The sequence below is a fragment of the Rhizobium sp. 62_C5_N11_2 genome (assembly GCF_051811185.1).
Classification (GTDB): Bacteria; Pseudomonadota; Alphaproteobacteria; order Rhizobiales; family Rhizobiaceae; genus Rhizobium; species Rhizobium leguminosarum.
The window spans coordinates 1,981,206-1,994,084 of record NZ_JBPWPW010000001.1 but is presented as its reverse complement, the minus strand read 5'-3'; the positions used below and the strand labels follow the sequence as shown (position 1 = coordinate 1,994,084).

At 59.5% G+C, this 12,879-nt stretch carries 7 protein-coding genes and 1 pseudogene; 4 read left to right on the top strand and 4 right to left on the bottom strand.

Features of this window, described 5'->3' with window-relative positions:
* Positions 1 to 82: 82 nt before the first annotated feature.
* The 3 genes and pseudogenes from AB8B31_RS10090 to AB8B31_RS10080 all read left to right on the top strand — a co-directional run.
* Positions 83 to 2,233, top strand: a complete 2,151-nt coding sequence (locus AB8B31_RS10090; protein ID WP_028733705.1) for a mechanosensitive ion channel domain-containing protein — start codon at positions 83 to 85, stop codon at positions 2,231 to 2,233.
* Positions 2,234 to 2,603: 370 nt separating this feature from the next.
* Entirely contained in the window at positions 2,604 to 3,605 is a 1,002-nt protein-coding gene (locus tag AB8B31_RS10085; protein WP_154965433.1) for an IS30 family transposase, read from the top strand.
* 120 nt (positions 3,606 to 3,725) lie between these two features.
* Positions 3,726 to 3,965 (top strand): annotated as a pseudogene (locus AB8B31_RS10080) (helix-turn-helix domain-containing protein); the annotation flags it as partial.
* Positions 3,966 to 4,036: 71 nt separating this feature from the next.
* Here AB8B31_RS10080 and AB8B31_RS10075 read toward each other — a convergent pair.
* From AB8B31_RS10075 to AB8B31_RS10065, 3 genes are all read right to left on the bottom strand, one after another.
* On the bottom strand, positions 4,037 to 5,062 hold the full coding sequence (locus AB8B31_RS10075; protein WP_047621864.1) for an ABC transporter permease: 1,026 nt from the start codon (positions 5,060 to 5,062) through the stop codon (positions 4,037 to 4,039).
* Positions 5,063 to 5,104: 42 nt separating this feature from the next.
* Positions 5,105 to 6,646: a sugar ABC transporter ATP-binding protein gene (locus AB8B31_RS10070; RefSeq protein ID WP_047621894.1), complete on the bottom strand. Its 1,542-nt coding sequence runs from the start codon at positions 6,644 to 6,646 to the stop codon at positions 5,105 to 5,107.
* 82 nt (positions 6,647 to 6,728) lie between these two features.
* Complete coding sequence (locus tag AB8B31_RS10065) at positions 6,729 to 7,691, bottom strand: sugar-binding protein (protein WP_018242042.1); 963 nt, start codon at positions 7,689 to 7,691, stop codon at positions 6,729 to 6,731.
* Positions 7,692 to 8,041: 350 nt separating this feature from the next.
* On the opposite strand from AB8B31_RS10065, the gene AB8B31_RS10060 reads away from it, so the two are divergent.
* Positions 8,042 to 9,130, top strand: a complete 1,089-nt coding sequence (locus tag AB8B31_RS10060; RefSeq protein ID WP_047621862.1) for a LacI family DNA-binding transcriptional regulator — start codon at positions 8,042 to 8,044, stop codon at positions 9,128 to 9,130.
* A 22-nt stretch (positions 9,131 to 9,152) separates the two neighbouring features.
* Here AB8B31_RS10060 and AB8B31_RS10055 read toward each other — a convergent pair whose 3' ends face one another.
* The gene (locus AB8B31_RS10055; protein ID WP_018445324.1) at positions 9,153 to 12,800 is read right to left on the bottom strand and encodes a hydantoinase B/oxoprolinase family protein; all 3,648 of its coding nucleotides are present in this window, start codon (positions 12,798 to 12,800) and stop codon (positions 9,153 to 9,155) included.
* Positions 12,801 to 12,879 lie beyond the last annotated feature (79 nt).

The following is a 12,879-nucleotide window of genomic DNA, read 5'->3' as shown; positions in this document are numbered from 1 at the left end:
TTGGTCGTGCAACGCTTCACAAAGTCCGAAGTTTCGACCAATCCGGCAAAAGCGACGACACGATCGCGGGGACCACGGCCACATGCGCATCATCGACGACCGTCATCCCCTCCGCAGAGTGTGTGCATTCGTGGCGGTGGTATTTTCAACGCTTCTGCTGGCGAGCGCAAACCCCGCCTCGGCGGCTGAGCCGACCAATTCCTCGGCGCCGATCCGGGTTATTATCGAATTGCCGAATGATGATTCCGGACGAGCGCTGGTCGGCCGGATCGTTCCGGGCAATCAGGAACCGGCGCAGCCGATGGCAGTCTCGCAAGAGGCGGCACCGACTTCGATTGCCACGTCACTACAGGATTTGCGCCAGAGGTTGCTGACACTCGTCGATGCCGTTCCGACCCTTCCCGGGCAGATCCAGTCGGCGATACGGGTCTTCCAAACGGATGATCGTATCGAACCTGTCGGCCTGATCTTGGCGGTCATACTCTTCGTCGCGGGCGGGTTCGTTGCGCAGCGCCTTGCCTGGTGGTCAGGGCGAGGGCTGCTCCATTTTGTGCTGAACGCGCCTGCCGACACCGTCCGGCAACGGATCAAGCTCCACGCCGCCCGGCTTTCAATGGGTCTTCTCGCGTTGGTCGGTTACCTGATCGGAAGTCTCGGCGCGTTTATCCTCTTTCCATGGCCTGCCGTGTTTCGCGATATCGCACTCATCCTGCTATCGGCCGCGCTCATGGTGCGCCTTGGCGTGCTTGTGGGCCGCATTGTCATCGCGCCAGGCGCCCGCCTGCCGCATATGCGGCTTCTGACGCTTGTCACCTCGCTTGCGTGGTTCTGGTACTACTGGCTCCTCGGAATCGTCGCAGTGCTGGCGGCTGGCTGGGCCACCATCGAAGTGATCGGGACGATCGGGGCTTCACCCATCTTGGCCGACCTCTTTACCGCAGCATGGCTTGGTGTCGTTTCAATCGCTTTTATCGTTATGATCTGGCTGCGGCACTTTCGTTCTGATGGGCCGCCCGTGAGCCGGCTGGTCTGTGTCGCCTTCAGCGCGAGCATCCTGCTATCGTGGCTGTTATGGGTATCCGGGCTCCGCGCTGCATTCTGGACGGTGATCATCATTACGCTTCTGCCGCTTACCGTTTCGGTGGCTCATGATATCATTCGTCGCATTATTCAATCCGGGGAGGGGCAGGCGGTCGAAGATCCGGCCATCGTCGGATGGTCTGTTGTCATCATGCAAACGCTGCGGAATGGCCTCATTGTGGTCGCCGCTCTCCTCATTGCCCGCGCGTGGAATGTCAATCTCAGTGACCTCGCCGCAGCCGAAACGGTGACCACGCGATTGATCCGCGCCGGAATCCGCATCGTTATCGTGCTGCTGGTGACCGACGTTATCTGGAAGCTCGCAAGCACGCTGATCGACAGTCAGATGGCGGTGGCGTCGCGAAGCGTGCAGGAAGGGCATCAGGAAGGACCCGATGCACGACGGCGTCAACGGTTGAATACCCTCCTGCCCATTCTTCGCAATGTACTGTTCCTGGCGATCGGAGCCGTCGGCTTCCTGATGATCCTGGATGCCGTCGGCATCCAGATCGGACCGTTGCTGGCAGGTGCTGGCGTCGTCGGCATAGCCGTCGGTTTCGGCGCCCAAACACTCGTCAAGGACATTATCTCCGGCGTCTTCTATCTGTTCGACGATGCTTTTCGCATCGGCGAATACATCCAGGCGGCAAAATATAAAGGAACGGTCGAAGGTTTCTCGCTGCGATCGATCCGCTTGCGCCACCATCGCGGTCCGGTCACCATCGTTCCCTTCGGCGAACTGGGCGCGGTGCAAAACCTCAGCCGCGACTGGGTCATCGACATCATTACGCTCACCCTGAACTATGACAGCGACCTTGAGGAGGTCCGCAAGACCATCAAGCGCATCGGCGTTGAGCTTCTGGAGGATGCCGAACTCGGTCCTAACATCATCGAGCCCTTGAAAATGCAAGGGATTGAGCAGATGGCGGACTACGGCGTGCAGATTCGGCTGAAATTCATGGCAAAACCCGGCGAACAGTTCGGCGTTCGCCGAAAGGCTCTCGCCATGCTCAAGAAGACATTCGCGGAAAAGGGCATCCAATTTGCAACGCCGACCGTTCATGTTTCCGGCGGTCCCGCCGATGCCGCGGCTTCTGCTGCCGCAACGGAGCTGCAAAGACCATCGAAAGTCATCTCGACACTTGAGGAATAGCAACGGTGAGCGGACAGGCGAGCTTTCCGTCGAATACCGCAAGGCAACTCTCTGACCCGGACGTTGCGGCCAAGCGCGTCGTCCGAGACACGGGTTTCGAAAGAGTTTGTCGGCTGGGATCAGTTGTTCCATGTGGGCACGTTCGCCGATGAACTCGTCGATGTGCTGGATCGTCAAGACGCAAATTCGAGCAGGTCGATTTTAAAAGAGTGGGCCTTTGAGATGTATGACGAAGGTATGCCATTGTAATCAAACGTCATCCCCTTGTTCCATAATCTATCTTATGCGATCGCTTGATGTAGGGAGGTACATTCTATTTCCAAGTGCGACATGCCAGTAATTTCAATGGCTTCACTTCGGAGATTTTGGCATGTCCAGATGCTATACGCAAATCACCCTCGCCGACCGGCGACGCCTACATCAACTGGTGGCGGCAAAAGTTCCCGTCAACGAGATGGCCCGTCAGCTTGGCCGTCACCGCTCGACGATTTACCGCGAGATCAAGCGCAATACGTTTCGTGATCGCGAACTGCCGGACTACGACGGCTACTACAGCACGGTTGCTCACGATATCTCTAAGGAGCGGCGACGCCGGCTGAGAAAGCTGCGGCGCCACCCGAATTTACGCTCGGAGATCATCAACCAGTTGGAGGCACGCTGGTCTCCAGAGCAGATCGCCGGGCGGCTGTTGTCGGAGAGGCTCAGTCTTGTTCGCGTCTGCAAAGAGACAATCTATCGCTTCATCTACAGCAAGGAAGATTATGGGCTAGGCCTCTATCAGTATCTACCGGAAGCGCGCCGCAAACGTCGTCCACTGCGCTCCAGGAAGCCGCGCGACGGTGCGTTCCCAGCCACGCATCGCATATCCCAACGTCCTGATTTTATTGGAGATAGATCACGGTTTGGGCATTGGGAGGGCGACCTCCTCATCTTTGAACGCCCACTCGGACATGCCAATGTCACGTCCCTCGTGGAGCGCCGAAGCCGCTATACGGTTCTCATCAAGAATCCGAGCCGGCACTCACGCCCGATCATGGACAAGATCATCAGAGCGTTTTCTCCTTTACCGGCGTTCGCGCGTCAAAGCTTCACATTTGATCGCGGTACCGAGTTTGCCGGATTCAGGGCTTTGGAAGAAGGGATCGGTGCGCGTAGCTGGTTCTGCGACCCGAGTGCACCGTGGCAAAAAGGGACAGTCGAGAATACCAACAAGCGCATTCGCCGTTTCATGCCAGGCGCTACGGATCTGGCAGCCGTGTCACAACACGACCTGATCCAACTCGCACGTCATCTCAACGACCAACCCCGTAAATGCCTCGGCTACAAGACACCAGCCGAGGTGTTCATGGCGCATTTGCAGGATGAGGCGTGATCCCCTACCCTGCAAAATGGGCATGATGCACTTGGGTTAGCTTCTCCAGGAGGGTGGGTTTAAGTTTGAACTGCGACTTGCGAATGATGCCAACGGGTTAACAATCGCAAGGAAAGTGCAATGAGACACACCTACTCCCATATCGACCTGAATGAACGCCGCAAGATCGCTCGCTGGCGGATGGGCGGCATCAGCGTCGAGATCATCGCTGAAAAACTTGGACGGCATCGCTCAACGATCTTTCGTGAGCTCAAGCGCAACATGTTCGTCGACAAGTTGATACCGGATCTCAACGGCTATTACTGCGTGACCGCCCATGACATGGCTTGTGAGCGTCGTGCCAAGTTGCGAAAGCTGGCTGAATGCTGCCCTCCTGAAACGGATTATTTCAACGGGGCAAGGTCACGATACTCATTGCCCCATCCACTGACCTAGTCCTGATTGGCAACCACCGGCAAACTGCTTTCGTTCGAAAGACGGTTATCGGTCTGCCGGGCGGCAGAGACAAGGCGGCGCTTTGCGCGGATCGCGTGCCATTGTTGGTCGATCAGAACGCCGATGAGGATCACGCCACCCATGACAGCGAAATTCAACGACGAAGGGATACCAAGTAGATTCACGAGATTCTGCAACTCCTGGAGCAGGACCGTCCCCAGCACGACGCCGACGATTGATCCCTCGCCGCCGCGGAGCGAAAAGCCGCCGAGTACGGCAGCGGCAATCGCGTAGAGTTCGTAGAACTGACCATGGCTCGCCGGCGAGATCGAGCGTGTGTACATGGCGAAATAAATCGCCGAAAGCGCCGTTAGCAGCCCGCAGATGACATAGGCCGACATGACCATGCGGCCGGTACGGATACCAGAATAGCGGGCCGCCTCCTCGTTCTTCCCGATTGCGTAAAGATAACGCCCGAAGACAGAGCGATGCAGCATGACCCACATGACCACGGCAATGATGACGAGTGCGATGAAAGTGTTGGGAACGCCGTAAAACCGCCCAGCGGTGAGGAACTCGAGGTCTGGGAAATTCTGGCCGAAAGCAAAGCCTGCCGTTCCGTCGGCCGTATAGAAGCGCGCTGCCCCACGATAAATCAGGAGGCCGCAGAGGGTGACGACGAAGGGCTGCAGGTTGAGCCGGGTGATCAGCCAGCCGTGGACGGCGCCTATGACCGCGCCAAGCACGAGAATGAGCGGCAGCGCCAGCATCCAGGACATATCCTGGACCGCGATGAAATCGACGAACAGCACGCCGAGAAGCGCGACGAGCGAGCCCACGGAAAGCTCGATACCGCCGGTAATGATGACAAAGGCTTGGCCAATCGACAGGATGCCGAACAGGCCGATCAGGTTGGCGGTGTTGGCCAGGTTGATCGGTAGCAGGAAGCGCGGATTGATGATGGCGACGACGATGCCGACGACGACGATCAAAAGCAGCAGTCCGAGATCTTTTTTGATCATTCGAGATCCATCCCCGATACTTATTTATATTGGCCGCAGCCGCTATTTTACCCGTTTGCCGACAGCAAGCAAAAGGACGCTTTCCTGGCTGATTTCGTCCTCTTCCAATATGCCGGCGATCTGGCCCTCGTGCATGACGGCGATGCGGTCAGAAACGCCGATCACCTCTTCCATGTCGCTGGAGATCATCAGGATCGCCACTCCGGCATCGGCAAGCGCTCGCATCAGGCCGTAGATCTCGTTCTTCGCGCCGATATCGATGCCGCGCGTCGGCTCGTCGAAGATCATCACCCTCGGGCTCATCGACAACCATTTGGCAAGCACCACCTTCTGCTGGTTGCCACCGGACAGAGTGCCGGTTCGCGTCGACACGGAGGGTGCCTTGATACCCAGGCGAACGCGCTGCTTTTCGGCCGCCGCCCTCTCCTGCTCAGCGGAGAGCATGAAGCGGCTGGAGAGCTTGGGGAGATCGGCAAGGGTTATGTTCTGGGCGATCGGGAAATCAAGAAGAATGCCGTTGCGCTTGCGATCCTCCGGCACCAGGAAAATGCCGCGAGCGACGGCGTCCCGGGCAGACCCGATCGCAATTTGCCGCCCGTCCTGAAGAATGGCTCCGCCGTAGCTCCGGTCGATGCCGAAGAGTACTTTTGCAAGCTCGGTGCGGCCCGACCCAACGAGCCCTGCAAGCCCCATGATTTCTCCATAGCGGATTTCCAGATCAACGGGACGCCCGGGATAGGCCTCGGTGCGCACGCCGCTTGCCTTCAGCGCAACTGAGCCGGGCGAGCGCTGCGGTTTTGCGGTCCGGGCCGCAAGCACCCGGCCGATCATCAGCTTGACCATCTGGTCGTGGCCGATGTCTTTCTTGGCGAGCGTGCCGACGAGCGTGCCGTCGCGCAGGACTACGACGCGGTCTGCGACGCGTTCAACCTCGTGGAGGCGATGCGAAATGAAAATTACACTGATGCCGTCCGCTTTCAGCGATTTGATAATGCTCAGGAGCCGCTCGGTTTCGGCCAGCGGCAGGCTGGACGTGGGTTCATCGAAGATGACGAGCCTGGCGTTGATCGACAGCGCCTTGGCGATTTCCACCATCTGCTGCTCGGCAAGCGAAAGCGCTGCCACGGGTGTGTCGGCGGAAAAATGAGCCCCTACCCGCTTCAAGAGCGGCTTCACCATGTCTCGCAGCCGATCGCGATCGACGAGCCTGAAAGGTCCGGCCTTCAGCGGTTCGCGGCCCAGGAAGATATTGGCGGCAACGTCGAGATTCTCAAAGAGATTGAGTTCCTGGTGCACAAAGGCGATGCCGGATGCGATGCTCGATTCCACAGTAAGGAAACGAAGCTCCACGCCGTCGAGCAGGATCGTGCCTCGGTCGGGGGCGATCACGCCGCCGAGAATCTTCATCAGCGTCGATTTTCCAGCCCCGTTCTCGCCGACGAGGCCGATGACCTCTCCCGGCATGATGTCGATCGACAGGCCCTCAAGCGCAACGACGCCTGGATAGGTCTTGCCAACGCCGGAAAGCGACAGGAATGGCGTTGCAAGCGCGTCCGGTGACGGGATGTCGGAGCTGTGGTTCATCGCCTGTCCATGGCTGCCAATGGCTGTGTCGGCATGAGACGTCTTTCGCGGCAGCGGCAAGTGCCACCGCCGCGAAGGAGGATTATTTTCCAGACATAGCCTTCAGGCTGGCGGCATATTTGTCGACGTCATCCTTGCCGATGATCACCGTCGGGATGATGATCAAGCCGTTGCTGGGAACGCCTGATTTGTCGCCCTTGAGGTAGGCCGCCATCAGCTTCATGCCCTGATAGGCCCACTCGAATGGCTGCTGCACGACGGTCGCTGCGATCGTGCCTTCCTTGACACCGCCGAGCGTGATCGGATCGTCATCGAAGCCGACGACGGTGATCTGGCCGAGTTTGCCGGCGTCGCGCAGCGCCTCATAGATGCGCGGCGTATTGTAGGAGTAGAAGCCGACCATGCAGGTGACGTCGGGGCTGGCCACCAGCGCGTCCTCGACGTTCTTCTTTGCGCGCGTCTGGTCGATATCGTCTCCGCGTACATCTGTCAGCTCGATCTTCGTGCCCTTCAAGCCGTCCTTCATGCCCTGGATGCGTTCTTTGGCATTGTCGGCGCCGAGCAGGCCGACGAAGCCGATGCACTTGCCGCCGTCCGGCATCGCCTTCTTGGCGATTTCGGCGGCCTGCAATCCGGCGTCGATATTGGACGAACCGATATAGGCGACGCGGTTGGTCTGCGGCGCGTCACTATCGGTCGTGAAGAGAGCAGTCTGCGAGCCGATCTTGTTCAAGCCGTCCGTCTGGGTCTTGGGATCGACCGCAGAGACCATGACCCCCTTGACGCCGGCACTGACCAAGTCTTCCATAAGCCGTTGCTGAACGGCGACAGATGCCTGTTCAGGGTACTTCAGCTCCATCTGGTAGTCAGGCATCTCGCCCTGCGCCTTCTTCACGCCCGCTTCTGCGGCTTTCCAGAAGTCGGATGCGCCGTTGACGACGAATGCAAGTGTCGGTTTGTCGGCAGCATGCGATACGGCAATCGGCGCCGCGCTCAGCATCAACCCGGCGAAGAACAAGGCTGCGTTGCGTTTCAGCTGTTTCATAATACACCTCCCGAGGGGCCGCGGTTTGCACGGGCCCGTTTCCGATTTACGGCCGGCCGGATGCGCGCCCCCTCCTAGGGCCGTCGCCAAGCGACGAGTGGCATAGGTTCCGATCGCTCCCTGACGGTATACAAGAAATTTAATTAGTAAATAGTATTATCAATGCAGATCAAAACATTTCATCACGCAGTGGCCAGGATGGCTATTTTGTACTGGCAATGGCCAATAACTGATAGTGTTGCAACAATTCATGCAATTGCCAGCGCTTTCAGATAGATGCTAATATTAATTAGCCGAAACGACGATCAATCCACCCGACCCTATTATCCCGAGAGAGACAGTTTCCACGAATGCGAAAACCCAAGACCCAAAATAAGCCTGCGCGCGTGACGATGATGGACATCGCCGCGGCGGCTGGCTGCTCGCAGGCGGCCGTCTCCTTCGTCCTCAACGACACGCCCGGCACCCGTATCTCACAGCAGACGCGCGACCGCGTATGGGAGGCGGCGCGCGCGCTCGGCTACATGGAGAAGACCTATACGACGAAGGCCTCCTATTCGGGACTGGACAACGTCATCGGTTTCGCCGTCGATCAGCTCGCCACCAGCCCGGAAGCGATCGTGGCGATCGAAGGCGCGCGGCAAGCCTCCTGGAACGCCGGCAATGTCCTTTTGGTAACCCAGACGCTCAGTGATCCCGTCATGGAGCCGAAAGCAATCGAGGCGTTGACGAGCGGAGGCATATCGGCGCTCATATATATGACAATCTATACCCGCCAGGTGGAGCTTCCTTCCTATGTCCGCAAGCTTAACATCCCGACGGTCCTGCTGAACTGTTATACGGCGGACCATGCTTTTCCCGCCGTGGTGCCGAGCGAGATCGCGGGAGGGCAGAGCTCCACGCGACATCTGATCATGCATGGACACCATCGTATCGCGACGATCACCGGCGAAATCTGGATGCAGGCTGCGCAGGACCGGCTGACGGGATATCGCCGCGCGCTGGCGACCGCCGATATACCCTTCGATCCGGAATTGGTCATTGAAGGCGACTGGTCGGCCAGTGCCGGCTATGCCTCCACGATGAAACTGCTTGCTTTGAAAGAGCCGCCCACCGCGATCTTCTGCCAGAACGACCGCACCGCCATCGGGTGCTACGAAGCGCTCAAGGATGCAGGGCTTCGCATTCCCCAGGACATGTCGGTGGTGGGTTATGACGACGAAGAAATTTCACGACATCTCGTACCCCCGCTGACGACTTCGGTCCTTCCACATCTTGCCATGGGGCAATGGGCGATCGAACATCTCAACCCGGAAAGTACGCCCGGCAAGCGCTATCCGATTGCGAAGCTCGAATGCTCGCTGGTTAATCGTCACTCCGTAGCCGCGCCGCGGGCCGAGGCGCGGCAAATCCTCGATGGCGCCCATACCTCGCCATAGAACTTGGGTTCGCGCCGGCCACTCATCCGGTGGCAGGAGCCCCATAGCCGCCGCCGGTCGGGGTGACGATGGTAATCGCCTCGCCTTCATCAAGCCGCGTCTGCGCACAGCCTGGCAGCACCTCGATTTTCTGGTCGAGCCGGCGCACGAGGTTTCTGCCGGTTTCGCCCGCTTCGCCGCCGGCGAGGCCGAACGGCCTGACGGTGCGGTGCCCGGAGAGGATCGCGCAATCCATCGAGCGCCGGAAACGGATCGTGCGGCTGGTGCCGTCGCCGCCGTTCCAGTGTCCTTTGCCCCCTGAACCTTCGCGTATGTGAAAATCCTCGAGCACGACGGGAAAGCGCAGTTCGAGGATTTCCGGATCCGTCAGGCGCGAATTCGTCATATGGGACTGAACGCCGGCAACGCCTGAAAACCCCTCGCCTGCCGGAGCGCCCGAACATAGCGTTTCGTAATATTGGTGCGTCTCATTTCCGAAGGTCAGATTGTTCATCGTCCCTTGCGACGACGACAGCTTGCCGAGCGCCCCAAAGAGACAATTGGTGACGGCCTGGCTCACCTCGACGTTTCCGGCCACGACCGCTGCCGGACGGCGGGGTGCAAGCATCGACCCTTCCGGGACGATGATTTTGATCGGCCGCAGGCAGCCGGCATTCATCGGGATATGGTCTTCCACCAGGACACGGAAGACATAGAGGACCGCCGCGCGGGTGATCGGTTCCGGGGCATTGAAATTGTCCGGCTGCTGTTGCGATGTGCCGGTAAAGTCGACCGTCGCTTCGCATTTCGTGCGGTCGATGCTGATGCGGACTTTAATCTCGCATCCCTGATCCATCGGATAGGTGAATTCGGCATCGCCAAGGCGAGCGATCAAGCGGCGGACACTTTCTGCCGCATTGTCCTGCACATGGGCCATATAGGCTTCGACGACGTCGAGGCCGAACTGATCGACCATCTTTCCGAGTTCGTCGGCGCCCTTCCGGTTGGCGGCGATCTGCGCCTTGATATCCCCGATGTTCTGGCCGAGATTGCGCACCGGGTGGAGTGCTCCCGTCAGCAGTTCGGCAAGTTCAGCCTCCCGAAAACGGCCCCGGTCCAGGAGCTTGAAATTGTCGATATAGACGCCCTCTTCATCGATGGTGCGGGCGTTCGGCGTCATCGATCCCGGCGCGATGCCGCCAATGTCGGCATGATGGCCGCGGGATGCCACCCAAAACAAGATTTCATTGCCCTCGGCGTCGAAAATCGGGGTGCAGACCGTTATGTCAGGCAAATGTGTGCCACCGTTATAGGGTGCGTTGATGGCGAAGACATCGCCGGCATGGATGACCGGATTGCCGGTGATGATCGCCTCCACCGAGCGATCCATCGATCCCAGATGCACCGGGACATGCGGGGCATTGGCGACGAGCGCGCCATGACGATCGAAGATCGCGCAGGAGAAATCGAGCCGCTCCTTGATGTTGACGGACGATGCCGTGTTTTGCAGCGTGAAGCCCATCTGCTCGGCGATCGACATGAAGAGGTTGTTGAATATTTCGAGCATGACCGGATCAGCCGCCGTGCCGAGCGCCAGTGACCGCGATCTGGCGATTTTGCGTTCGAGGACAATATGATCCTTGGCTGTCAGCGTGCCTGTCCAGCCGTCTTCGATCACGATGGTCTGGTTAGGCTCGATCAGCAGGGCAGGACCTTCGACGACATTTCCGGAGGAAAGTTGCTCGCGGCGATAGACCGGCGCCGCGTGCCACCGCCCCTCAGAAAAGAAGCGCGTGCGGGTGGCGGGATCGAGACGGACATTGCTGGTGACTGCGTTTGCCTCCGGTGCCACGCTCCGGCCTCCCCCGACCGCCTCGATGGCGAGCGTCTCGACGATCATCGGTTTGTCATGATCGACAAAACCGAAGCGGGACTTGTGCGCGACTTCGAAGCTCTGTTTCAGCGCATCGACGTCAAAATGGCTTGGCGCGATGCCGGCTTCTGTCGCGGTGATCCGGGCAGCGGTGGTTTCCAATGCGGTGTCGGCACCGGCATAACGGATATGCAGCCGCAGATGAACAGTGATCTCGGAGGCATCGATGCCCTGTTCGCGGACCTCGCGGAACGCCTCTTCTGACAAGGGCTGCGCTGCCGTGACGATTGCCGGGATGCTCTCGGTATGAAGAGGCAGATCGAGCGAGGCCTGGCGCATGGCGTGGATGTCAGCAAGCCCCATGCCATAAGCGGACAGCAGGCCTGAGAATGGATGGACCAGGACTTTCGTCATCCCGAGTGCATCCGCCACCAGGCACGCATGCTGGCCGCTCGCCCCGCCGAAGGCGTTCAAGGCATAGGTGCTGACATCGTATCCCCGTGCGATCGAGATCTTCTTCACGGCTTCCGCCATATTGGCGACGGCAATCTTCAGGAAGCCGTCGGCCACCTCCTCGCCGCTGCGCCCATCGCCGATCTCCTCGGCGAGTGCGTCGAAGGCGGTCTTGACCGCAGCATAGTCGAGAGGCTGATCCTGGCTTTCACCGAAGATCGCCGGAAACATGTCGGGTATCAGCTTGCCGACCATGATATTAGCATCGGTGACGGCAAGTGGCCCATCCCTGCGGTAACCCTTGGGGCCTGGATGGGCGCCGGCAGATTCCGGGCCGACGCGGAAACGCGCGCCGTCATAGCGCAGGAGCGATCCGCCGCCGGCTGCGACTGTGTGGATCTGCATCATCGGTGCGCGCATGCGAACGCCGGCGACCTGGGTTTCGAATGTCCGTTCATATTCTCCGTCGAAATGGGCGACATCCGTGGAGGTGCCGCCCATGTCGAAGCCGATCACTTTTGCAAAACCGGCTTCCGCGCCGGTCTGCGCAAGGGCGACCACACCGCCCGCAGGTCCGGATAAAATGGCGTCCTTGCCCTGGAACAGGCTGGCGGCAGTCAATCCGCCCGACGAGGTCATGAAGGTCAACCGGGCCCCGGTCCGTTCGATATCGAGTTCTTCCGTTACCTGCGCCACATAGCGGCGCAGGATCGGCGAAAGATAGGCATCGACGACCGTCGTGTCGCCGCGACCGACGAACTTCACCAGCGGCGAAACTTCGTGGCTGACGGAAACCTGCGGAAAGCCCATCTGGCGGGCGATGGCAGCGATCGCCTGCTCATGGCTTGGATAGCGGTAAGCATGCATCAGCACGATGGCAATGGATTTGAAGCCACGTGCGGCGATCTTTTCGACGGCCTTGCGGACCTCCGCTTCGTTCAATTCCTTCTCGACTTCGCCATCGGCCAGAACGCGCTCGTCGATCTCGGCGACGATACCGTAGAGCAGTTCCGGTTTGACGACGTGCTTGGCGAAAATATCGGGCCGGGCCTGGTAGCCGATCTCCAACGCGTCGCGGAAGCCGCGCGTTGTGATGAGGGCAGTTGGCTCGCCCTTGCGCTCCAGGAGGGCATTGGTCGCAACGGTGGTTCCCATGCGCACCTCGCCGATGGCGCCGGCCGGTATCGGTTCACTCGCATCAAGGCCCATCAACGCCCTTATGCCGGCGACGGCCGCATCCCGGTAGGCGCTGGGATTTTCGGACAGCATTTTGCGGGCATGCAGGCGGCCTTCGGTGTCGCGTCCGATGACATCGGTGAACGTGCCGCCGCGATCGATCCAGAAATCCCAGTGTGATTCACTCATGACTTGACCATCCGCGCGGAAAGCACGGTCCTTGTTTCATCGATTTGGGAAAGAGGCGGATTGCAGCGCCTGCCGCAAT